At 59.0% G+C, this 21,359-nt stretch carries 21 protein-coding genes, 1 tRNA gene and 1 pseudogene; 10 read left to right on the forward strand and 13 right to left on the reverse strand.

Going from position 1 to position 21,359, the window contains the following annotated elements:
- Positions 1 to 136: 136 nt before the first annotated feature.
- Positions 137 to 1,354, forward strand: coding sequence for an SAM-dependent methyltransferase (locus tag GH769_RS03670; protein ID WP_032903206.1), 1,218 nt, complete (start codon positions 137 to 139; stop codon positions 1,352 to 1,354).
- Positions 1,355 to 1,975: 621 nt separating this feature from the next.
- Here the strand turns inward: GH769_RS03670 and GH769_RS03675 are convergent.
- The 3 genes from GH769_RS03675 to GH769_RS03685 all read right to left on the reverse strand — a co-directional run bounded on the left by GH769_RS03675 (position 1,976) and on the right by GH769_RS03685 (position 6,168).
- Positions 1,976 to 4,537, reverse strand: a complete 2,562-nt coding sequence (locus GH769_RS03675) for a TonB-dependent receptor (protein WP_032903205.1) — start codon at positions 4,535 to 4,537, stop codon at positions 1,976 to 1,978.
- 126 nt (positions 4,538 to 4,663) lie between these two features.
- Positions 4,664 to 5,632 (reverse strand): FecR domain-containing protein, encoded by a 969-nt coding sequence (locus tag GH769_RS03680; RefSeq protein WP_032903204.1) that lies wholly within the window; start codon positions 5,630 to 5,632, stop codon positions 4,664 to 4,666.
- Positions 5,629 to 6,168: an RNA polymerase sigma factor gene (locus GH769_RS03685; RefSeq protein WP_019817813.1), complete on the reverse strand. Its 540-nt coding sequence runs from the start codon at positions 6,166 to 6,168 to the stop codon at positions 5,629 to 5,631. The genes GH769_RS03680 and GH769_RS03685 overlap by 4 nt, the downstream gene beginning before the upstream one ends.
- 168 nt (positions 6,169 to 6,336) lie before the next feature.
- Between GH769_RS03685 and GH769_RS03690 the strand changes: the two genes are divergently transcribed.
- Complete coding sequence (locus GH769_RS03690; RefSeq protein ID WP_014717333.1) at positions 6,337 to 6,669, forward strand: YegP family protein; 333 nt, start codon at positions 6,337 to 6,339, stop codon at positions 6,667 to 6,669.
- 48 nt (positions 6,670 to 6,717) lie between these two features.
- Here the strand turns inward: GH769_RS03690 and GH769_RS03695 are convergent, their stop codons facing one another.
- Together GH769_RS03695 and GH769_RS03700 are read right to left on the reverse strand one after the other, a co-directional pair.
- Complete coding sequence (locus GH769_RS03695) at positions 6,718 to 7,596, reverse strand: dihydrodipicolinate synthase family protein (protein WP_032903203.1); 879 nt, start codon at positions 7,594 to 7,596, stop codon at positions 6,718 to 6,720.
- Positions 7,597 to 7,626: 30 nt separating this feature from the next.
- A complete protein-coding gene (locus tag GH769_RS03700; protein ID WP_153649481.1) occupies positions 7,627 to 8,409 on the reverse strand; it encodes an aldolase in 783 nt (260 codons plus the stop codon).
- Between the two features lie 160 nt (positions 8,410 to 8,569).
- Here GH769_RS03700 and GH769_RS03705 point away from each other — a divergent pair, with 160 nt between their 5' ends.
- A complete protein-coding gene (locus GH769_RS03705; RefSeq protein ID WP_014717336.1) occupies positions 8,570 to 9,097 on the forward strand; it encodes a helix-turn-helix domain-containing protein in 528 nt (175 codons plus the stop codon).
- 122 nt (positions 9,098 to 9,219) lie between these two features.
- Here the strand turns inward: GH769_RS03705 and GH769_RS03710 are convergent, their stop codons facing one another.
- On the reverse strand, positions 9,220 to 10,236 hold the full coding sequence (locus GH769_RS03710) for a DUF4917 family protein (protein ID WP_014717337.1): 1,017 nt from the start codon (positions 10,234 to 10,236) through the stop codon (positions 9,220 to 9,222).
- 123 nt (positions 10,237 to 10,359) lie between these two features.
- Here GH769_RS03710 and yiaY point away from each other — a divergent pair, with 123 nt between their 5' ends.
- On the forward strand, positions 10,360 to 11,508 hold the full coding sequence (gene yiaY / locus GH769_RS03715; protein WP_032903202.1) for an L-threonine dehydrogenase: 1,149 nt from the start codon (positions 10,360 to 10,362) through the stop codon (positions 11,506 to 11,508).
- On the opposite strand, the gene GH769_RS03720 is transcribed toward yiaY, so the two are convergent.
- Positions 11,475 to 12,659, reverse strand: a complete 1,185-nt coding sequence (locus GH769_RS03720) for an MFS transporter (protein ID WP_153649482.1) — start codon at positions 12,657 to 12,659, stop codon at positions 11,475 to 11,477. The two genes, yiaY and GH769_RS03720, sit on opposite strands and share 34 nt — an antisense overlap.
- 105 nt (positions 12,660 to 12,764) lie before the next feature.
- Positions 12,765 to 13,677, reverse strand: a pseudogene (locus GH769_RS03725) (aminotransferase class I/II-fold pyridoxal phosphate-dependent enzyme).
- 327 nt (positions 13,678 to 14,004) lie between these two features.
- On the opposite strand from GH769_RS03725, the gene GH769_RS03730 reads away from it, so the two are divergent.
- Positions 14,005 to 14,679: an NAD(P)H-binding protein gene (locus GH769_RS03730; protein WP_019818511.1), complete on the forward strand. Its 675-nt coding sequence runs from the start codon at positions 14,005 to 14,007 to the stop codon at positions 14,677 to 14,679.
- Here the strand turns inward: GH769_RS03730 and GH769_RS03735 are convergent.
- Positions 14,651 to 15,127, reverse strand: coding sequence for a DMT family transporter (locus GH769_RS03735; RefSeq protein WP_014717341.1), 477 nt, complete (start codon positions 15,125 to 15,127; stop codon positions 14,651 to 14,653). The genes GH769_RS03730 and GH769_RS03735 overlap by 29 nt on opposite strands.
- Before the next feature lie 68 nt (positions 15,128 to 15,195).
- On the opposite strand from GH769_RS03735, the gene GH769_RS03740 reads away from it, so the two are divergent.
- From GH769_RS03740 to GH769_RS03760, 5 genes are all read left to right on the forward strand, one after another.
- Positions 15,196 to 16,122, forward strand: coding sequence for a LysR family transcriptional regulator (locus GH769_RS03740; RefSeq protein ID WP_014717342.1), 927 nt, complete (start codon positions 15,196 to 15,198; stop codon positions 16,120 to 16,122).
- Between the two features lie 15 nt (positions 16,123 to 16,137).
- Complete coding sequence (gene fos / locus GH769_RS03745) at positions 16,138 to 16,554, forward strand: fosfomycin resistance glutathione transferase (protein ID WP_019818507.1); 417 nt, start codon at positions 16,138 to 16,140, stop codon at positions 16,552 to 16,554.
- Between the two features lie 47 nt (positions 16,555 to 16,601).
- Entirely contained in the window at positions 16,602 to 17,243 is a 642-nt protein-coding gene (locus tag GH769_RS03750; protein ID WP_014717344.1) for a LysE family translocator, read from the forward strand.
- A gap of 119 nt (positions 17,244 to 17,362) precedes the next feature.
- A complete protein-coding gene (locus tag GH769_RS03755) occupies positions 17,363 to 17,890 on the forward strand; it encodes a DUF4142 domain-containing protein (protein WP_014717345.1) in 528 nt (175 codons plus the stop codon).
- Between the two features lie 157 nt (positions 17,891 to 18,047).
- Positions 18,048 to 18,875 carry a GNAT family N-acetyltransferase gene (locus GH769_RS03760; protein WP_050587241.1) on the forward strand — a complete coding sequence of 276 codons (828 nt, stop codon included), beginning with the start codon at positions 18,048 to 18,050 and terminating at the stop codon, positions 18,873 to 18,875.
- Here GH769_RS03760 and GH769_RS03765 read toward each other — a convergent pair.
- The 4 genes from GH769_RS03765 to GH769_RS03780 form a co-directional block, all read right to left on the reverse strand.
- On the reverse strand, positions 18,831 to 19,331 hold the full coding sequence (locus GH769_RS03765; RefSeq protein WP_032903201.1) for a methylated-DNA--[protein]-cysteine S-methyltransferase: 501 nt from the start codon (positions 19,329 to 19,331) through the stop codon (positions 18,831 to 18,833). The genes GH769_RS03760 and GH769_RS03765 overlap by 45 nt on opposite strands.
- Before the next feature lie 99 nt (positions 19,332 to 19,430).
- Entirely contained in the window at positions 19,431 to 19,769 is a 339-nt protein-coding gene (locus GH769_RS03770) for a hypothetical protein (protein ID WP_014717348.1), read from the reverse strand.
- Between the two features lie 316 nt (positions 19,770 to 20,085).
- Positions 20,086 to 20,159, reverse strand: a tRNA-Gly gene (locus tag GH769_RS03775).
- Between the two features lie 113 nt (positions 20,160 to 20,272).
- The gene (locus GH769_RS03780; RefSeq protein WP_032903200.1) at positions 20,273 to 21,157 is read right to left on the reverse strand and encodes an alpha/beta fold hydrolase; all 885 of its coding nucleotides are present in this window, start codon (positions 21,155 to 21,157) and stop codon (positions 20,273 to 20,275) included.
- Between the last annotated feature and the right edge of the window lie 202 nt (positions 21,158 to 21,359).

Consider the following 21,359-nt stretch of genomic DNA (forward strand, 5'->3'; position numbering starts at 1 on the left):
CATCGCAGGCAAGCCAGCTCCCACACAAGGCAGCATCCTTATTCGGGTTGATTGACCGTTGATCAAATAACCCCGTGCCCTGAACCCCCATCCCGCCTAAAATGCCCGGCATTCTTTACCCGAGGCGTTTTTGTTCATGTCCGTCACCGCTCAACCTGCCCGCCCTGCGCCGGATCATCATGCCCAGTTCATCGAACTGTTGAGCGCAAGCTTGGCCCAGAACGCTTTTATCAAGCTGGTGCTGGCCAAGTACGTCGGTGAGGAAGCCGAGTTGCAGCGGCTGATCATCAAGCCGGTAGTCGTCAAGGACCGGCCATGCCTGTCGTTCGTCTATCGCTACAAGACCCGCGATATCACCAAGAACTTCCCCTTGGACGACGGCGTTGCGGCGATCGGCGAGCTGTTGCCCAGCTCGTTCAAGAACGCGCACTTGCTGGCGCTGACCGACGAAGCCCAGTTGGAATACAGCAAGAAGAACAAAAGCTCGCTGTTCAAAAGTAAACCGCAGCAACTGCGCGAGGCGCCTTCGGCTGAGCATAACCGCGAAAAAAATCGCTTCCTCGACCTGAGCCGGCCGTTCCTCGCCGACCTGGGCGTGACCGACGCCAAGCAGGCGCTGATCCCCTCGATGTCGCGCAAGTGGAAGCAGATCAACAAGTTCATCGAAGTGTTCAGCCATGCGCTGACGTCGTCGCCGTTGCAGCTCGACCGCCCGGTGCGTGTCGCCGATTTCGGCTCGGGCAAGGGCTACCTGACCTTCGCCATTCACGATTACCTGCGCAATACCCTCAAGGCCGAGGGCGAGGTCACCGGTGTCGAGTTGCGTGAAGACATGGTCACCCTGTGCAACAGCGCCGCCGCACGCCTGGAACACCCGGGGCTGGTGTTCAAATGCGGCGATGTGCGCAGCGTGGCGCCCAGTGAGCTGGACGTGATGATTGCCTTGCATGCCTGCGACATCGCCACCGACTACGCGATCCACACCGGCATCCGTTCCGGTGCGTCGATCATCATGTGTTCGCCGTGCTGCCACAAACAGATCCGCCTGCAGATCCAGAGCCCGGCGCTGCTCAAACCGATGCTGCAATACGGCCTGCATCTGGGCCAGCAGGCAGAAATGGTCACCGACAGCCTGCGTGCATTGTTGCTTGAAGCCTGTGGCTATGAGACCAAGGTGTTCGAGTTCATCTCGTTGGAACACACCAACAAGAACAAGATGATCCTGGCGGTCAAACGTGCCGAGCCTGTGGACAACGCGCAGCTATTGGCAAAAATCCAGGAGCTCAAGGCGTTCTATCACATCACCGAGCACTGCCTGGAAACCCTGCTGCGCGGGGATGGCTACCTGGCTTGAAATGGGCGCGGTTCCCTGTGGGAGCTTGCTCCCGTGACGGCCCCGGCGACCAGCGCATATCTACCTGACGCCCCACGATCCAAATGTGGGAGCTGGCTTGCCTGCGATAGCGGCCTGACAGCCGACGCCTATCTGCCTGACACCCCACAATCCAACTGTGGGAGCGGGCTTGCTCGCGAAGGCGGCCTGGCAGTCAACACCGTTGGATTGTGTGTATATCCATTCCTGCGGTAACGGCCACCTAGGGTTCCGCTCTGACAGCGGCTCACTTTTGAAAAGGCGGAATGCCGGCCCAGACAAAAGTAAGCAAAACGCTCTTGCCCCACCACTCGGCACCTCGCTTAGGCTCGGTGTGCCCGTAATCCGCCAGTGATTTGGGGGGCCGCCGCCACGCGCCATCCATGGCGCGGGGCGGCTAAACCGGCATCCCTGCCGGTTTACCCCCCAAATCCCTGTCGAATTCCGGCCAGCGTGGTTTGACGGGGCGCTTGAGATCAAAAGCAGATCAAGATCAAGAGCGGCTCGCTTCGCATCGTGGTTATCGTCGACCGTTACAGCGTTGTGTAGATACTTTTGGCTATCGCAGGCAAGCCAGCTCCCACAGTTGGAATACGTGCGTGCTTAGAAGAAACGCGTCACGCTGATCTTCGCATCACGCCCTTTCGTGTACGCCCGGTCGCCGCTCAAGGCCGGGCGGAAGTTTTTGTTGAACAGGTTGTCTACCGTGAAGTTCACCTCGGTGCCTTTGAGGTACGCCTGCTGCGGTGTCCATTTGGCGAACAGGCCCTGGGTGTTGTAGCGCTTGTTGCCGTACTGGTCGTAGAACAGATCGCCGACGCTGGAGCCCGGGCCGCCCGAGTATTTGTCGCTGGGCAGGCGGTCGGTGGCGCCGATGAACTGGCCCATCCAGCCCACCTGGGCATCCCAGGCCGGGATGTGGGTACCCAGTACCAGCACCCATTTGGTCGGCGGGATGTCCCGCGCTGCCACGTCCGGGCCCCAAGGGTTGGTGTAGGCGCCTTGGTGCTGGCCCTTGGCATAGGCGAACGACACCGAGCCAAACAGGTAGGTGGAGTTGTAAATCGATTCGAGCTCAACGCCCTTGATGGTCAGGCTGCCGATATTGCGGTAGTTGGACATCGGCCCAGGCGGGCAAGCTGAAGCGATGCTGCCGCCATTGACTGCCTGGTTCTGGCAGCCCACGCCGGTGGCCTTGAAGATCTCGTCTTCGACCTTGTTGTGAAACAGGGTGGTGCGCAGTTGCAGGTTATCGTCCTGGGCGATCAGGTTGTCGAAGCTGGTGATGTTGCCCAGGGTGATCGAGGTGATGCGCTCCGGGTCCAGGTCGACGCTGGTGGCGGTGCGACTGCCCACGCCCTGCACTTCGTATTGTTCGTCGATCACCGGGGCGCGCCAGGTCTGGCTCCAGTTGGCGAACAGCCCCACGTTCGGCGTCACGGTCCAGAACAGCGCCAGGCGTGGCGACCAACCTGTGTAGGTGCGGTCGCTGTAGTCGTGACCCACTGCCGGGCTGGGGTTGTTGTAGTAGGGCGCATCGTTGCCTTCGCCGCGGTTGCGCACATGGTCATAGCGCAGCGACGGCGTGATCGTCACGTCGCCCAACGTCACCGCGTCCTGGATAAAGAAGCTGTTGGTATCAACTTTGCCGTGGGGCATGAAGCCTGGCTGGAAGTGCCCGTAGTTGTAGCGCGGCGTGTTGTAGGTGGCGCCGGGCATCCACATTTCGGTTTCGCGGGTGTGCTTGCGGATTTGCCCGCCAACCGTCACGGCATGCTGCAAGGGGCCGGTGTCAAACAGGCTGACGTTGCGGATGTCCAGGAGCTTGTCGGTGTAGGCGGTGTCCATCTTGCGCCCGCCGGTGGCCAACTGGAAAAACGCCGTGGCGTCACGCTCATCGGTCTGCTCGGTGTTGGACTGTGAGTACTTGACGGTCAAGTCCACCAGCGGGTTGTCCAGCGGCTGGTATTCATACTTGCCCGACCAGGTGGTGTCGACCGTGTCACGGTGGGCGAGGAAACGCTTCAACGCGCCTTCGTAGCCGTAGCGGTCGATGTTGAACTGGGTTGGCGGCGTGGGGTAACTGGCGGCGGAAAACGGGGTCCAGCGGTTGCTGTGGGAGCGCGAGTATGACAGCCCGACACTGTGCTCATCGGTAAAATGCGCGTTGACCTTGAACAGCTTGCCGTCCACATCCTGGGCGCTGTTGGGCAGGCGCTGAGGGTTGATCGGGTACTCATTGTTGTCGTTGGGCAACTTGGCGGCCACTTTCATATCGCCGCCGTCGCGTTGGGTCAGGTAGGCCAGCGCATCGAAACGGCCGTCGTCGGTACGGCCATACACGGCACTGCTGTAGACCTGCTCATGGTCGTTGCTGGAGTAGCCATATTTGAGCATCGCACCGCTGTTGCGGCCGTCCTTGAGCAGGTCCGGGGCGTCCTTGGTGACCATGTTGACCGTGCCGCCGAAGCCGCCATTACCGGTGAACGGCGAGTTGGGACCTTTTTCCACTTCGATGCGCTTGATCAGCTCGGGCTCGATAAACACTGTACCTTGCTGGTAACGCTCAAAGCCCGTCTTGGTGGCACCGTCAACGGTCAGCGGCACGTCTTCGGCATCGCCGAAACCGCGGATGTTGATGGTCTGGCCGCCGGGTTTCAGCGAGCCGCCCTGGCTGACACCGGGCAAGGTCTGCAACAGGCTGGGAATGTTATTGGACTGGTAACGGTCGATGTCGGCCTGGGTCAGGGTGGAGCGGTTGACGGTGCTGGCGTTCACCTCGTTGCCGGTGCCGATCACGCTCAAGGTGTCCAACTGGATTGCCCCACCGGTGGTGGTGGTTTTACCCTCATCGGGGCGCACCACGTAGGTACTGCCGACCTTGAGCAGGATGAGTTCACCGTTTTTGAGCAGGGAGCGGATGGCCACTTCCGGGGTGTAGTCACCGTTAAGCGCCGGGGCCTGCACATTCTTGAGCAGGGTTTCATCGAACAGCAGCTGGATTTTCGCCTGCTGGGCCACCTGGCTCAGGGACGTGGCCAGCGACTGGGCAGGCAGGTGCAGCTTGAACGACTCGGCTTCGGCGCTGAGGCTCAAGGCCAGGCACGTAGCCAGGAGTGTCGGTCGAAGAAACAGGTGCGAAGCGTGACAAGGCGCGCGAAACATGAAATCCCCCGGAGCGGCTAAATAGCCAAAAAGGTGTGCGTATCAAACACGGACAGGAGGAAGACGGGGCAGGCAAAAAAAACCACACATGCGAATGCAAAATATTCTCATGTGTGGTGTTGCCGCCTATTTGCTTGGCTCGATTCTCATGATGCCGTCCGCCGAGAGTACGGTTTTCACCGGCAACAGCGCGGGCAAGGCATTGAGCAGGGCGTCCGGGTCATTCACATCCAGGTTGCCCGAAACCTTGAGTTGCGCCACGGCCTTGCTCACCTGCAACGACGCCTGTGGACGGTACAGGCTCAGTTCGTCGATCAGGCTGGCCAGCTCGCGATTGCGAAACGACAAGTGCCCGCTGCGCCAATCGGCGACCTCTTCGGCGCTGAGGCTTTGCGGTTGCACGGTGCCTTTGGCGTAGTTGTATGAGGCCCGTTGCTGGGCGCCGAGCAGGGTGACGGGGCTTTTGCCATTGGGCGCGAAAGCGACCTGGCCATGGGCAACGCTGACCACCAATTGCTGCTGCCCTCGGCGCACATCGAAAGCAGTGCCCACCACCCGTACGCTCGACTCGCCGGCTTGCACGTAGAGGGGGCGTTCCTTGTCGGCGGCCACTTCAAGGTACAGCTGACCTTTGTCCAGGTGCAGCACCCGTAGATGGGCGCTGAAGTCCACGCGGATATGGGTGTTGGCATTCACATACAAGGTACTGCCATCCGGCAGATTCAACGTGCGCATGCCCTTGGCCTGGGTGGCAACCTGGCTGTGATACAGCTCGCGCGGTGCGCCGATAGAGGTCGCCAACACGGCGCACACCAAGGCAGCGGCCACCGCCAGGGCAGGGCGCCACAAGGCGGGCTTGCGCTTGGGCAGTGCCAGCGGTTTGTTCAGTTGTTGCAACTGGGCGAGGTCGGCCCATAACTGTTCGAATTCGGCATAGGCGCGCGCATGGTCGGGCACCGCCTGCCAGGCAGCAAAGGCTTTACGGTCGGCGCGGCTTACTTCGTTGCGGTTGCGTGCAAACCAACTGGCGGCCTGGGCATCGATGGAATCGCTCGCTTGGCTGTCCAGCGCGTTTGTGTCGCTCGGGCGGTTCATTCTGGCTGCTCCGTGCCGGTGTCGGGTTGAAGGCGTCGCTTGCAGTGCAGCAGGGCAAAGGCGATGTGCTTTTCCACCATGCTGGTGGAGATGCCCATGCGCGTTGCGATCTGCGCCTGGCTCAAGCCTTCGAAGCGGTGCAGCATAAGGGCTTCTCGCCGGCGGGGCGAGAGTTCGGCGAGGACTTCTTTCAACTGTTCCAGGCGTTGCAGGCGAAGGGCGGCGGCCATAGGGTCGTTGTGCTCGTCGGTGACCGGCTCGGCATCCATTTCGGCGTGATCAGGGTGGACGATTTGCCGTACTTTCTGTTTACGCCAGTGGTCGCGCAGCAGGTTGCGTGCCATCTGGAACAGAAACGCCCGTGGCTGCTCGACCTTGGCCCGGTCGCGGTAGCCCAGCCATTGGGTAAACACATCCTGGGCCATGTCTGCCGCATCGCTGGCGTTGTCCGTGCGTTTGCGCAGGAAATACAGAATGTCTGCATAAAACCCGCGACAGGCATCGGCCGACGACGGGTCGGGCTGGGGACGAGACATGGATACCCTTCTTGACGAAGCACGATGTGGAAAAGTCGCGAATGATATCGAGAATTATTGTCATTTGTCTCCAGCTAAATAGATCTCCCGTGTTTGGCTGGAAAAAATTGGGGCATGGCCTTTAATCCTACAAGTTTGGGAGCGATATCCCACTCAAAGGAGAAAGTCATGGCTGGATGGTATGAGTTGAGTAAAAGCAGTAACGGGCAGTTTCGTTTCGTGCTTAAGGCGGCGAACGCAGAAACCATATTGACCAGCGAGCTTTACACCACCCGCGGTGCTACTGAAGCCGGCATTGCTTCAGTGCAGGCAAACAGCCCACATGATGAACGTTATGAGAAAAAAGTGGCCAGCAACGGCCAGCCGTTCTTCAACCTCAAGGCTGCCAATCATCAAGTGATCGGCAGCAGTGAGCAGTACACCTCTACAGCCGCACGAGACAATGGCATTGCCAGCGTCAAGACCAATGGTTCCAGTGTCACTATCAAGGACAAGACCTGACGGTTGTGCAAGAAGGCCTACGCCCGGCTCGCGAGAGCCGGGCGTTTTTTATACCGATGACAGCAACGCTTTGAGCTGTCCGATCCCTGCCTCACCCAACGGGAACACCGGCAAGCGCGGATGACCCACCTCCAACCCGGTCAAGCGCAACCCGGCCTTGATCGTCGCCGGCAGCCCGCCTTTGAGGATGAATTGCAGCAAGGGCAACTGTCGGTAGAACAGCTCCCGCGCCTTGTTCAAATCATCGGCCAGTACGGCCTGATACAAGCTCAGGTTCAGTTGCGGGATCAGGTTCGGCGCCGCGGTGCACCAGCCTTTGGCGCCAGCCGCGAAGGCTTCCAGCGCCAGCGGGTTGCAGCCGTTGTAGAACGGCACGTCACTTTGCAGTTGCAACTGGTGCATGCGCTGGATGTCGCCAGTGCTCTCCTTGACCATCGTCACGTTCTCGACCTGCTTGAGGATGCGCAGGATCAGCTCCACCGACATGTCGGTGCCGCTGGTGGCCGGGTTGTTGTAGAGCATGATCGGCACGCCGATGCTGTCGCCGATGGCGGCGTAGTGAGCGAGGATTTCCGCGTCACTGAGTTTCCAGTACGAGGCCGGCAGCACCATGACCACATCGGCGCCGTGCTCTTCGGCGTAGCGGGCGCGGCGTACGGCCTTGGCGGTGGTCAGGTCGGACACGCTGACAATGGTCGGCACGCGCTTGGCGACTTTCTTGATGCTGTAGGCGCTGACTTCATCCCACTCGGCATCGCTCAGGTAAGCGCCTTCGCCCGTGCTGCCCAAGGGCGCAATGGCGTGGACGCCGCTGTTGATCAAGCGGTCGATGGAGTGCCCGAGGGCGTCGAGGTCAACGCGTTGGCCGTCGGCACTGAAGGGGGTGATGGTGTAGCCGATGATGCCGTGAATGGTTGGGTTGGACATGGGAAAAACTCCGGTCGAAAAGGGGGACAATCAGTTCAGGCAGTCGGCGTGCTTGCGCAGGTTTTGCCGGGGGCAGTAGTTGAACGCGGCGCCGTGGCGTTTGGGCTTGGAGATCCAGTCATGGGCCTCGCGCCCCAGCTCCGGCAGGATCGGTTTGACGCTGCCCGCAGACATCGCCAGCAACTGCAACTTGGCAGCCCGTTCGATCAGTTGCGCAATCACGCAGGCTTCTTCGATGTTGGCCCCGGTGGACAACTGCCCGTGGTGCGAGAGCAGGATGGCGCGCTTGTCGCCCAGGGCCGTGGTGATGATTTCCCCTTCTTCGTTGCCCACCGGCACGCCGGGCCAGGCCTCCAGGAACGCGCAATCTTCGTACAGCGGGCAAAGGTCCATGTGCGACACCTGCAACGGCACTTCCAGCATCGACAGCGCGGCAATGTGCGTAGGGTGCGTGTGGATGATGCAGTTTACATCCGGGCGGCCGCGGTACACCCAGGTGTGAAAACGGTTGGCGGGGTTGGGAATGCCATGGCCTTCCAGTACTTCGAGGTCTTCGTTGACCAGCAGCAGGTTGCTGGCGGTAATTTCATCAAAACCCAGGCCCAGTTGCTGGGTGTAGTAGGTGCCGGGCGTCGGCCCACGTGCGGTGATCTGCCCGGCCAGGCCGGAGTCGTGGCCGTACTCGAACAGGATTCGGCAGGTCAGCGCCAGCTTTTGCCGGTCGGTCCACGTATTATCTGCCAGGCTGTTTTGCATCTGGCTCAGTGCTTGCTTGACCAGTTGGTCTTTTGGGAGTGCTAATGTCTTGGCCATATCGGTGTCCTTTGGATGGTTCAATGGACGTCGGATTTGCTGGTCGCCCGCTGCTCGCAAGGTCGTTGGGTGAGTGCAAATGACACTAAAGATGCTATATGACACTTTGTGTCATTGGCAAGCCTGTCTCATCGCTTTCTGCATGGATTAACCGCAGCAAATGTCTATCCGCTTGAAAATATTAAGAAAAAAACTTGGCGTAACCCTGGAGGCCCTGGCCGAAAAATCCGGGATGACCAAGAGTTACCTGTCGAAAGTCGAGCGCGGGCTCAATACGCCCTCCATCGCCGCGGCATTGAAACTGGCCAAGGCTCTGAACGTGAAGGTCGAAGAGCTGTTCAGCGAAGACAACGTCAGCCTCGACAGCTACAGCCTGGTGCGCAGCCATGAGCGGCCCGACACCTCGCCGGGTTATGCGGTGCTTGCCCACCAAGTCAGCGAGCGCAGCCTGCTGCCGTTCATCATTTATCCGCCGGCGGAGTTCACCGACAAGACCTTCAAGGAGCACTTGGGAGAGGAGTTTTTATTCGTGCATGAAGGCCAGGTTGAGGTGGATTTCATGAGTGAGCGCGTGCTGTTGGCGCGCGGCGATGCGCTGCATTTCAACGCGCAGAAACCCCACCGGATTCGCTCGGTGGGAGAGGTGCAGGCGCAGTTGCTAGTGGTGGTGCACAGCGCTGAGGAATGAGGCTGATCCCGACTTGAAATGCAGTCAATGTGGGAGCTGGCTTGCCTGCGATAGCGGTTTATCGGTGCCCGATCTGTCGCTGACCCACCGCCATCGCAGGCAAGCCAGCTCCCACATTTTGCTCAGCGTTCCACAGGGACGGACAATGCCGGATTACCCAGTGGGTGCGTACGCGCTGTAAAGAACCTCAGTTCCACAGCAGAGCCCTCGAACAACTCCAGATACCGCCGCTTCTGCTGGCGAATAAACCCATCGCTGCGCCCCGACACCGAGATCGCCAGGGTGTTGATGCTGGCCTGGCCGATAGCATCCACCAGGTGTTTATCCTGCGGCCCCAAGTCATGGCCGAAGATGCACAGCGCGCCTTCATGGCTCAACAGCTGTTCATAACAGAACGACAGATAATCCGAACTGCGGATACTTTTGAGTTTCTCCTCCACCTTGCCTTCACTGACAAACAGCGGCACATCGTCGAGGGTCTTGATCGTGTTGTTGATGGCAAAACTGCTGAGCAGGGTGCTGTCGGTGGACGGCAATTTGCGCGCCGTGCCGTCGAGGTTGCGCACCAGGTGCAGGCCGCCGTGCAGGTACAGGATGCGGGTGGCGTCGGTGTGCGTATTGCGCAGGTCGAAGCTTGAGTCGGCGCTGCGAAACAGGTCGTCAATGCCCGGTGCGTGCAGGGTCGCCCAATAGTTGAGCAAGTCGTAGTTACTGGTGAAGACGGTGGCGTAGGTGGTCAGCTCCGCGTTGATCGTCGTCAGCGTCGACGGCTGCACCAGGCGCCAGGGAATGTGCACGGTATGAATGGTGTTGATCAGCGCTTCCTTGATCGCGTAGTAACGGTTACGCGGCGCCGCCGAGCTGACCGCCAGGGCCTTGTTGACCCGGCTGGTGGTTTTCAAGGCGCCCAGCGCTTGCTCGAAACTGCGGGTCTGCAAGGCGTCGAACACGCTGAGTTCGGAGGCGCTCAGGGGTTTTTCTTCGACGGTACGGGCGTTTTCGAACAGCGAGTCGTAGGCAAAGTCTTCCCAAATCGTACGGCTGGCGCCGTTACCGATCAGTATCCCGCTGAAGTCGACGGCAGCGCGCAGGGCACTCCAGTCTTCAAGGTGGGCGTCAATATCCTGGAAATCCTTCATTGCGGCGGGTCTACTCGAAATCGGCTGGGGGGTGACTTTATCACGAGCCGGCATTGATCCTGATCAAGATGCGCCACGCGGTACAGGTTGATTCTGTCGGCATAAAGCCTTTGAGGATTGATCATGAGCAGCACGTTCTTCATCCCCGCCGTCAACATCATGGGTATCGATTGCCTCGACGAAGCGATGACCGCCATCCGCAACTACGGCTTTGACAAGGCGTTGATTGTGACCGACGTGGGCCTGGCCAAAGCCGGTGTGGCCGGCATGATCGCCGAGAAGCTGGCGATGCAGGATATCGACTCGGTGATCTACGACGGCGCCAAGCCCAACCCCAGCGTGGAAAACGTCGAAAAAGGCCTGGCGTTGCTGCAACAGAGCGCCTGCGATTTCGTCGTGTCCCTGGGTGGCGGTTCGCCCCATGACTGCGCCAAGGGCATTGCCCTGTGCGCCACCAACGGCGGGCGCATCGGCGACTATGAAGGCGTCGACCGATCGAGCAAGCCGCAACTGCCGCTGGTGGCCATCAATACCACCGCTGGCACGGCCAGCGAGATGACGCGTTTTTGCATCATCACCGACGAAAGCCGCCACGTAAAAATGGCCATCGTTGATCGCAATGTCACGCCGTTGCTGTCGGTCAACGACCCGGCGCTGATGGTCGGCATGCCCAAGGGCCTCACCGCCGCCACGGGCATGGATGCGCTGACCCACGCCATCGAAGCCTACGTGTCCACCGCCGCGACACCGATCACCGACGCCTGCGCGATCAAGGCCATCGAGTTGATCAGCGCCAACCTGCGCCTGGCGGTCCGCGACGGCACTGACAAGGCCGCACGGGAAAACATGGCCTACGCGCAATTCCTCGCCGGCATGGCCTTCAACAATGCGTCCTTGGGTTTCGTGCATGCCATGGCTCACCAATTGGGCGGCTTGTACGACCTGCCCCACGGCGTGTGCAACGCCGTGCTATTGCCCCATGTACAAAGCTTCAACGCCAGCGTCTGCGCCAAACGCCTGAGAGACGTGGGCCGCGCCCTTGGTGCGGATATCAAGGGCATCACCGCCGAGGAGGGCGCCCAGGCTGCCATCGCGGCGATTCGTCGGTTGTCCCAGGACGTGGAAATCCCTGCGGGCTTGCGTGAGCTTGGCGCTAAGTTGCAGGACATTCCATTGCTGGCCAGCAATGCGTTGAAAGATGCCTGCGGGCTGACCAACCCACGGCGGGCGGACCAGCGTCAGATTGAGGAGATCTTTCGTAGCGCGTTTTGATCCGAGCTGCAGCGGGCAAGGCATACGCATGTGCCGCCCGCCAACGCCACACACAACACCGCCAGCGGCCACGCCTGCTGGCTCACCAGTAGGCTTGCCGCACCGCCGATCATGGCTGCCATCAACTGATGCACAAAACCGCCGAGGGCCATGGCGTAGGGGCCGCTGATGGGGGCCTCATCATTGGCGAGAGATAAACTGATAGGGTAACTGATCGACTGCCCCAGCACCGCCACGCAATAGGGCAACCACAGCAGCACCGCGAGCCCACTGGCAAGCACGCTGCCTAGCAACATGGTCGCCGTACCGAGCAGTACCAATGCAACGCCTGCACGCATCATTCTCAAGCGACCTGTGCGTGCAACGAAGCGATTGACCATTAACGCACCTGCCAGGTAAGCCCCACTGATCGGCCAACCCAGCCAGCCGTATTCCATTGCGCTCCACTGAAAACCTCCCTGAAAAATCAACGGTGCGCAGGTATTGAATGCAATGATCACCCCATAGCCCAAACCGCCGGCCAGTGCGGCGTGCAGAAAGGGAGGATGTCGCGCAATCGCGTTGTAAACACGCCAAGCGCGGACCGGGGAGCCAGCTTTTGCTTGCGTCGCAAATACCACCCGCTGCAACACCCCTATCAAAGCGACAGCCCCGATTGCCAACGTATAGAAAATTGCCTTCCAGCCAAACGCCATTTGCAATAACGAACCCACGAATTGGCCAATACCCAAGGCGACCACGAAGGTCATCCCCAGCCACGATAGTCCTTTGGCCAACTGTGCACTGCTGAAGTTGTCGCGCACTAATACCCGTGCCATGACGGACATCCCACCAGCCCCCAAGCCTTGAAGCAGGCGTAAGGCTAGAAATGACTCAACATTGAACGCTGATGGGATCGTCGCACTCGCCAGGGCATACACCGCCAAGGCTGCAAGTAACACCGGTTTTCTGCCAAGTCGCTCAGCCAGACTACCCCACAGCAGCATTGGCAAGGCCATGCCCACCAGATACACCGCTAGAGCCAGAGCAACATGCTTTTCGACGGCTAAAGCTTGCGCGATTGCTGGGACTGCGGGCAGATAGCTGCTGATACCAGCTTGAGCGAGGAAGGCAGCACTACAGGCGAGGAGGAGAGCGATATTGCTTTTCAATAAAAATCGTCCTATATCCTAAGTAAGGAAGAAACTGCTAGTTCGGCATCGTTTACACAGTTTTTAATCCGTTTCAGTAATCGTGGCCATTAATGAACGTCCCCATTAGGTAGCTTCTGACTGGGAGTGCAAGCTGGTGCTGGTTTTTGAGGCCGTGGTTAGTTGGGTTAGCTGTGCGCAAAACGACTCTATCGTTGTAGGGGACATATCTGCTCGGAGCGTTATGCGTACGGCTGATTTTCCTTTTGGAACTACCGGAAAAAATACAGCAGATGTAAAAAAGCCAATGTCCGAAAGTCGGGTGGCGAGCTCATTCGCTTTTTCAGCTTCTCCACAGTTAATTAAGCGTATGGCAGTCTGGGTGCCGTGCTGCTCTGTATATATTAATTTGTCAAATAGTTGAATGTTAAATTGAAGTTTTTCTTGAAGCTCGTATAGCTCTTCAGTCTGGTGTATTTTTAGCGACGCCAGCCCAGCGCCAATAGCCGCTGAGTTCAGACTTTGCGACCAGTTGCTCGGGCCACCATAACGGTACATCAGACTTTTTTGTCGTTCGCTGCCAAACATGATCAACCCGCCGCTAGCACCGAAAGACTTTCCTAAGGACGCGACTATTAATGTCTGATCGTCTTGCGCATGCATAAATGGCCGGATGTAACCACGTCCTCCCTCTCCGAATACCGACAGCGCATGCGAGTCGTCCATATAGAGAAATAGCCCATAACGAGCTTTTAAGTAAAGTAAACCGTCAACGTCCGCAACGCCGCAGGGTTTTGGCCTCCCTTATTCCCTGCATCGCACCTTCTATTATGGCCGGGTGGTGATCGAGCCCAAGATATGAGGTTGTGCAGAAGTGATGGAAGTCGCGCCCATATTGATCTGTCAGGTAATTATTGCTTTTGACGGTGACATTGAGCTCGCATATTCGCCCGCTCTTTGCCGAGTGCCAGTCCGTTTCGGCCAATGCTATGAGTTTTTTGTAATTTGAGAATTTGTGTGTGTGCGATGAGTTTTCCATTTCTCTAGCGTCCTTTGGGGGGGCTGGAAAACACTACCGGGAAAATTTTGATTCGATAAGTCAGACGATTCCCATGTGCGATAGCCCGGATGGAGTATTTCGTGTAGGTACATTCCTGCTTTTAGGATGGCACAGTAATGTCATTCGAATAGCTGCCTACAATGTCCTGGTGTGCCAAGGGACCTGAAGGGGGGTGATATCATGCGATTTAATGGGCGTGTGCGTCAGTAAATTGGGTAAGGTGCCGGCGTGCAGGGCGGATGTGCCGGTAGCCTTCAAGAGGCTCGTCTATCGACTCGCCAAGTCAGTGGGATGAAGGAATATTTGATGAGAGTTCTGTTATTCGGCGCCACCGGCATGGTGGGCCAGGGTGTGCTGCGCGAGTGCCTGCTGGCGGCCGATGTGCAGGAAGTGGTAGCCGTCGGCCGCACGCCCCTGACTCAGGAGCACGGCAAGCTGCATCAGGTATTGCACAACGACATGCTGGATTTCCAACCCCTGGAAAACCTGCTGCAGGGTTTTGATGCCTGTTTCTTTTGCCTCGGCGTTTCGTCGGCGGGCATGAAGGAGGCGCGCTACACCCACCTCACCTATGACCTGACCCTGGTGGCGGCCAGCACCCTGGCGCGGCTCAATCCGCAGATGACCTTTATCTATGTGTCCGGCGCCGGCACGGACAGTTCCGAAGCCGGCAAGTCGATGTGGGCGCGGGTCAAGGGCAAGACCGAAAATGCCTTGCTGCGCTTGCCGTTCAAGGCGGTGTATCTGTTCCGCCCGGGGATCATCCAGCCGTTGCACGGTGTGCGTTCGAAGACGCCGTTGTACCAATCCTTCTATAGCGTGCTCGGGCCGGTGCTTTCGTTTGTGCGGCGACTGAAACCGGATTGGGTGGTGAGCACCGAGACCGTCGGCCGTGCGATGTTGCAGGCGGCCAGCCAGGGCGCGCCGCAGCCCGTGGTGGAGCAGGCGCAGATCAATCGCCTTGCGGCTGAGCGCCGCTGAACTGAATCAGCGCAACGCCGCTGATCAGCAGTAGCGCGCCCAACACCCGGGAGGTTGTCAACTGACGTTCCACCAGGCCGAACAGGCCGAAATGGTCCAGCAGCAATGACGCGAGAACCTGCCCGGCCATGGCCAGCGCAATGAAGCCCGATGCGCCGAGCTTGGGCAGCAGCATCAACGCCAATGAAATAAAACACACGCCAAAGGCACCGCCGGCCCACATCCACAACGGTGCCTTGCTGATAAAGGCCAGGCTCGGCAGGGGTAAACGCAGCGCCACAATCACCGGCAGCAGCACGATGATGCTCACCAGTAACGAAGCCAGGGTGGCCCACAAGGGATGGCCGAGGCCGCGCCCGAGGTTGGCGTTGATCGCACTCTGAAACGGCACCACCGCGCCGGCGAACACCGCCAGCGCTAACAAACCTACCCAATGCAACACAGTCATCTCGACGCTCCCAAAGGTTTTGCTGGACTCTAGGGTATTCGTCGCGCAAATTTAAATTCCGAATTATTATGCCGAGCATGCAGCTGATGAATGATCTGCGTCGCATCGACCTGAACCTGCTGGTGATCCTCGACGCTTTGCTCAGCGAGCAACACGTCACCCGCGCCGCCGAGCGCCTGCACCTGAGCCAGCCGGCGGTCAGCCATGCGTTGGCGCGGCTGCGCGATATGCTGGGCGACCCGCTGCTGATGCGTCAGGGCGGCACATTGGTGCCAACCGCCCGAGCCATGGAATTGGCGGCGCCATTGACCGAAGCCCTGGCCCAGGTGCAGGCCTTACTGGCGCCGAATCGTTTTGACCCCACTTCTGCCAAGCGCCGCTTTCGTGTGGCGATGTCGGACTACAGCGCGGCGATATTCCTGCCCGGCCTGGTTCGCCTCCTACGCCATGAAGCGCCCGGTATCGACTTGCAGGTCATCCAGGCTAGCCGCGAAGGCATGGTTGAGGGTGTGCTCAATGGCGATCTCGACCTGGCTGCGGGCGTATTCCCCGACATGCCCGCCGAAATGCGGACTACGCCGCTGTTCGAGGAGCATTACACCTGCCTGGTCGACCGCGATAGCCTGGCGCCCGCCGGGGTGCTGGACCTGCCGGCCTATCTGTCGCGCCCCCATGTACTGTTGGAGATGCGCGGCAGCGGCACGCCGGAAATCGAACGGGCGCTGACGGCCATTCGTGAACGCCGCCATGTAGCCATAAGCCTGCCGCACTGGGGTGTGGCGCCGCAGTTGATCCAGGGTACGGACCTGATTCTGACGGTGTCGTCCCGGGGTTTGATAAATATTGACGCTCGGCAATTGCTGGCCGTGCCACCGCCGTTTCATATTCCGTCGTTTGCCTTTGAGCTGGCCTGGCATACGCGACGGGGTGGGGATGTGGGGTTGCAGTGGTTGATTGGCAGGGTGGTGGGTGTATTGTCCGCAGACCCACGATAACGCGAGAACACCTAGATGCTCAGCGGTTTCAACCACCTGACCCTGGCCGTCACCGATGTGCCGCGCAGCGTCAGTTTCTATCACGATCTGCTGCGCCTGCAGCTCGACGCAACCTGGGACAACGGTGCCTACCTCTCACTGCCTGGGCTTTGGCTGTGCCTGTCGCTGGACCCGTTGCGCTCGACTGCTCCGGCGGTGGATTACACCCACTATGCCTTCACTGTCGATGCTGCTGATTTCACTCCCTTGGTCGAACACCTGCGTGCTGCCGGGGTACAGGAATGGCGAGACAACCGCAGCGAAGGCGCATCGTTTTATTTTCTCGATCCCGACGGCCATAAGCTGGAGGTTCATGTCGGCGATCTGGCCTCGCGGCTGCAAGCCTGTCGCGCCCAGCCCTATGCTGGAATGAAGTTTTACCCACCGCGCTGAAACATGCAGAATCAATCACCTTTTAGCGTCTGTCGGAGCGTCTATCCATGACCCCATCCTTGCTGCTCGCCGTGCTGGCTTCGGGTTTTATCTACGGCATTACCCCAGGCCCCGGTGTCCTGGCCGTATTCGGCATCGGTGCGGCTCGTGGCCGGCGTGCCGGGGCAGGATTCTTGTGCGGTCATTTGCTCGGCGATGTGGTGTGGTGCAGCACGGCGCTGATTGCCATCGTCGGTGCGCGGGAAGTCGGCAGCAGTGCCTTTGACGTACTCGGTGTACTCAGTGGAATGTATTTGTTCTGGCTCGGCTGGCGTGCGATCCGCACCCAGCGGCGCAATAGCGATGCCCCTCAGGGCGCGGCGCGCCATCCGTTCTGGCACGGTATTCTGTTTGGCTTGACCAACCCCAAGGCCTACCCGGTCGCCGTGGCGACGTTCACCGCGTTACTGTCCAGCCGAGCCGAGTTGTTGACTTGGTCGATGTTGCCGACGTTGATTCTGCTGAGCTTTATCGGTGGCTTGCTGGCCTACGCGATCCTGATCGGCGTGGTGGGTGCCCAACGGGTGCGCACGCTGTATCAACGCCATGAAATCCTGATCACCAAGCTCTGCGGCGTGATGTTTATCGGCTTCGCCCTCAATGCCCTGGCGCACGCATTGCCGGGCCTGTTCGGCAGCAAAGCGGCCTGAGGCGACGACGACCGTTCGTCGCACAGGTAAGTTTTTTCTAAACCTTTACCGCCGTGAAAATTCGAATTCAGGGCGGGTTGTATGCTCCCGCGCCTATTTTTGCCCTGGAGGAACCCATCATGAGCCGCATGGCTACCCGGTTACGCACCGCCAGTTTCGCGATGCTGCTGGGCCTCGGCGCCAGCAGTGCTTTCGCCCAGTCGCCTGCAGAATTCATCGAGCAGGCTTCGGCCAAAGGCATGGCCGATATCGAAACCAGCCGCATGGCCCACGCCAAGACCTCGTCCCAGGAAATCAAGGACTACACCATTGAGGTTATCAACGAGCGCACGCTGGCCAACCAGCACTTGGCGGCGATCGCCAAGAAGCTTGATTTGCCAGTGGCCCCACGGGAGAAGATCGTTGATAAGGCCGAAACCCTGATGCCTGAACTCAAGGACGGCGATTCGTTTGACGCTGCCTATACCGCGCAGCAGGTCAAGGAGAACGAAGACGCCATCGCCCTGTTCAAGAAAGAAGGCGCTGCGTCGGATGTGCCAGAGATAAAGGCACTGGTGGATGAGACGCTACCCAAGCTTGAAGAGCGCCTGCAAAAAGCCAGGGCCCTGGCCTCGACCTACGGTAAGGGCCATCAAGGCGACGGTTGAGGCGACTACTGGAAATGAAAAAACGGCGGTTGGAGAGGATCCAACCGCCGTTTTCATATCAACAGGACTGTGGGTTTTTCTGCCGTGCTTTTAGGAGCGAGCCTACGGTATCTCAAGGCGGCGAGCGCAAGACTGGGTTTTTACCTGGATAACCCCTATGACCGCATATGCCACCTGCGACCTGCGCACACTTTATCACCTGACCGAAGATCACTATTTTTCTGCCACCTGCGGCCTGCATCGCCGTTATAGCGCGGCTATCAACGCTTATTTCGTTGACGTATGTTCTGGCCTGTATGACTTGTTATTTATTCGCGTGGGCAGCGCTCCATTGGGCGAAGCTTTTGCTGCCCCGTTGGGCTTGATCCATGGTTCCGTCCTTGCAATACGCATTGTGGTTCATGAGGAAAAGGTGGCTGAGCTACGCGAGGCGCTCTGCGCAATCGGTTTCCAGCCTGCTGAACAGACAACCGCGATGGTTCTCGAGCTGTCGCGTTTTATTCCAAGGATGAGCGAGGGGACTCTACAGGTCTGCCTGACGCGGGATTTGAACGAATGGGCGGGTCCAGTTGGCAGCGCATATTCGATGCTTCCCGAGGTCGTTGTGAACTATCAGGCACGGCACCAGAGGGCGCTTGATGCGGGTGAGGCCCTTTACCACTTCACCCTGTCCGCCGAGGGGCGTGTGAGCTGTTCGTTGACGTTGTCACTGTGTGAAGGCGAGGCCCGTCTGAATGATGTCGGCACGCTCAAGGGCTTTCGTGGAAGAGGCTATGCCACTTGCCTGATTCAAGCTGCCCTGCTTCACGCCTCGAGCCTGGGGGCTCACCGATGTTTTCTCGAGGCCTCGACGGAGGCCATCTCGCTGTATCAACAGTTGGGCTTTGCACGTTTGTTCGAGTATCAGGCTTTCACTCGCGGAGCGCTTGCTGACCGGTTATCAAAAAGCCATTTTTGCCTGGGTGCGATCCTCAAGCGTCAGTAGATACTGCTTGGCCTCAAGCCCTCCGGCAAACCCGGTCAGCCCGCCCGAAGCCCCCACCACTCGGTGGCATGGCGCAATGATCGAGATCGGGTTGCGCCCATTCGCGGCCCCGACTGCGCGCACGGCTTTGGGGTTGCCGATCTGCTCGGCGATCTGGCTGTAGCTGCGGGTTTCGCCGAAGGGAATGGTCAGCAGTGCCTGCCAGACCTGCTTCTGGAAGTCAGTGCCGGCGAAATCCAGCTCCAGTTCGAACTGGTTACGCGTTCCGGCAAAGTATTCCTTCAATTGGCGTTCGGTTTCTCGCAGCACCGGGCTGTCGTTGGCCTCAATCAATTCACCCAGGCGTACGCGATTGGCGCGTTCTACTTCCCAGAGGATGGCGCTGAGTTTGCCATCGCGCGCCACCAGGGTGAGTTCACCGACAGGGGAAGGCATGAGCTTGTACTGGTAGGTCATGAGCTGTTTCCTTGAAGGGCGTTGAGGGGGGACGACGCCACTGTAGTTCCACCAAGGGGTTAGGGAACTACGTTTCTTGCGGTCAAATTCTTCGCCCCATTAGAAATTCCAGTAAACCCAGTTGGAATAATAGGGGTACCCGTAGAGCCAGGCGATAATGTAAAGGGCCTTGAGTACTGACGCGGTACCTAACATGAACATAGAAATGACGTTGAGCAGGGTGACAAACAAAGCGAACACAGCCACGCGTGGGGTTGCGTGACGCCAGGCAAACCTCACGCCATACGCTGACGCGGCAATCACTCCTAACTCCAGCAAAAATCTAAGGGGGAAGGGGAAGGGCAGCCGTACAAACGAGATCAGCAGCGGCAAAACCAACACCCAGCCGACTACTTGGCGCAGGATGATGTTGGGTGTGGTTTTTTGGGTGTCCAGCATTGCCATATTCCGAACTCTGGGCCGATGAGCCTACATTATCGCGCGGTGTTGCCGGCCTTGCCGTAAGACTTTGCTTAGGCGTACCTACCGCTGCTGCTGTAATACCTGGAGCGCTGCGGATGCCAGAAAAGAAATCCCGAGCAGCTTTTTTTCCTGTGGATGATTCAACACAAGGTGCTTCACACCCTCAGGCTCGACTGCCGAGCAGCAGATGAGCGCTGGAGAATAAATTTCAGACATAAAAAAACCGGTCACCAAGGACCGGTTTTTTGTGCATCCTGCGTCAGAACCTTCCTGACGCCAGCGCAAATCTGAGTGGAGCGGGTAGAGGGAATCGAACCCTCGTCGGAAGCTTGGGAAGCTACTGTTCTACCATTAAACTATACCCGCTCAGAGCGGCTGACTTTGTACCAGATGTTCGGCTGGATTTGAAGTTTTTCTTTGAAAAATGTGAGAGTTGCGTGTGGCGAGGGAGCATGCTCGCCACAGTGTCAGGCTTGATCTCAAAGCGCCCACGCATGTTGCGCCTGGCCCTGGCTATACCGCAACGGGCTGGCGGGCCGCTGCCCTTTCAAGAAGCCCACCACGGCCTCACGGCTATCGCGGCACGCGGCTTTATGTTCCATGTCCAGGAAATGCCCCGTTGCCTGGATGGTGCTGAAGCAGCTCTTGGCCACATGCTGGCCAAACAGCTTGGCGTCGTCTGCGCTGGTGTATTCGTCCCACTCGCCGTTCAAGAACAGCACCGGAATGTCGATTTGCCTGGCCGCCTTGAGGTAGCACTGCCGGTCGCTGTTGAGCACGTGGCTGATGTGGAAGTGCATTTGCCCGTATTCGTGTGCGGCCAGGCTGCTGACATGGCGGTAATTGAAGCGTTTGAACAGCGAAGGCAGGTGCTTGCCAATGGTGCTGTTGACCAAGTGGCCGACACGGTCGCGGTCGAGGTTGCCCAGGTAGTCGACGCCTCGTTCGAGGTAGTCGCGCATCGGCGCATTGATTACCGGCGAGAAGGAGCTGATCACGGCTTTTTCTATCCTACGGGGCCGGTGTGCAAGGGCGACCAACGTGGCGGCGCCGCCCCAGGAGAAGGACAGCACATATTCAGCTGCGAAGTGGTCGAGCAGTTCCAGGAGGATCTGGCCTTCGACTTCCTTGGTGAGCATCTGCTCATGACGGTTATGGATTTTGGAACGGCCAGCGTAGGGCTGGTCGTACAACACCACATTGAATTGCGGGTACAGGCTTTTGACGGTTTGAGCGAAGGACGCCGTGGTCGCCATGGAGCCGTTGACCAGGACGATGGTCTTTGCCGCCGCGTCCGCGCGATAGAACTCCGTGTAAACCCGATACTGACCCTGTATATCCAGCACAGCGATTTCTGGCCTCATGTCGTAAGACTCCTGGCAAGCGGGTAGTGCGCGCAAATCACTTTGCACGTGCTTTATGACAGGTAGGCATACGCCTGGAAAATGAAGGCTCACGTCGGTCCGATGACGGCTGGCCGGCGGGTGTTGTTATGGCGGGCGGTTTGCCGGGAGGGCCCGACGATCAAGCACGGGCGCGGCAGGTGTTTCTTGGAGGTTATAGGGC

It is taken from the genome of Pseudomonas sp. CFSAN084952, assembly GCF_009648855.1.
Lineage (GTDB): Bacteria > Pseudomonadota > Gammaproteobacteria > Pseudomonadales > Pseudomonadaceae > Aquipseudomonas > Aquipseudomonas paracarnis.

Coding starts and splice junctions, on each gene's coding strand:
- yiaY (WP_032903202.1), top strand. CDS start 10,360: ATGAGCAGCACGTTCTTCATCCCCGCCGTCAACATCATGGGTATCGAT.
- GH769_RS03695 (WP_032903203.1), bottom strand. CDS start 7,596: ATGTCCAACCCAACCATTCACGGCATCATCGGCTACACCATCACCCCC.
- GH769_RS03750 (WP_014717344.1), top strand. CDS start 16,602: ATGACCCCATCCTTGCTGCTCGCCGTGCTGGCTTCGGGTTTTATCTAC.
- GH769_RS03740 (WP_014717342.1), top strand. CDS start 15,196: ATGCCGAGCATGCAGCTGATGAATGATCTGCGTCGCATCGACCTGAAC.
- GH769_RS03700 (WP_153649481.1), bottom strand. CDS start 8,409: ATGGCCAAGACATTAGCACTCCCAAAAGACCAACTGGTCAAGCAAGCA.
- fos (WP_019818507.1), top strand. CDS start 16,138: ATGCTCAGCGGTTTCAACCACCTGACCCTGGCCGTCACCGATGTGCCG.
- GH769_RS03705 (WP_014717336.1), top strand. CDS start 8,570: ATGTCTATCCGCTTGAAAATATTAAGAAAAAAACTTGGCGTAACCCTG.
- GH769_RS03780 (WP_032903200.1), bottom strand. CDS start 21,157: ATGAGGCCAGAAATCGCTGTGCTGGATATACAGGGTCAGTATCGGGTT.
- GH769_RS03765 (WP_032903201.1), bottom strand. CDS start 19,331: ATGACCTACCAGTACAAGCTCATGCCTTCCCCTGTCGGTGAACTCACC.
- GH769_RS03710 (WP_014717337.1), bottom strand. CDS start 10,236: ATGAAGGATTTCCAGGATATTGACGCCCACCTTGAAGACTGGAGTGCC.
- GH769_RS03735 (WP_014717341.1), bottom strand. CDS start 15,127: ATGACTGTGTTGCATTGGGTAGGTTTGTTAGCGCTGGCGGTGTTCGCC.
- GH769_RS03685 (WP_019817813.1), bottom strand. CDS start 6,168: ATGTCTCGTCCCCAGCCCGACCCGTCGTCGGCCGATGCCTGTCGCGGG.
- GH769_RS03680 (WP_032903204.1), bottom strand. CDS start 5,632: ATGAACCGCCCGAGCGACACAAACGCGCTGGACAGCCAAGCGAGCGAT.
- GH769_RS03770 (WP_014717348.1), bottom strand. CDS start 19,769: ATGCTGGACACCCAAAAAACCACACCCAACATCATCCTGCGCCAAGTA.
- GH769_RS03730 (WP_019818511.1), top strand. CDS start 14,005: ATGAGAGTTCTGTTATTCGGCGCCACCGGCATGGTGGGCCAGGGTGTG.
- GH769_RS03760 (WP_050587241.1), top strand. CDS start 18,048: ATGACCGCATATGCCACCTGCGACCTGCGCACACTTTATCACCTGACC.
- GH769_RS03690 (WP_014717333.1), top strand. CDS start 6,337: ATGGCTGGATGGTATGAGTTGAGTAAAAGCAGTAACGGGCAGTTTCGT.
- GH769_RS03755 (WP_014717345.1), top strand. CDS start 17,363: ATGAGCCGCATGGCTACCCGGTTACGCACCGCCAGTTTCGCGATGCTG.
- GH769_RS03675 (WP_032903205.1), bottom strand. CDS start 4,537: ATGTTTCGCGCGCCTTGTCACGCTTCGCACCTGTTTCTTCGACCGACA.
- GH769_RS03670 (WP_032903206.1), top strand. CDS start 137: ATGTCCGTCACCGCTCAACCTGCCCGCCCTGCGCCGGATCATCATGCC.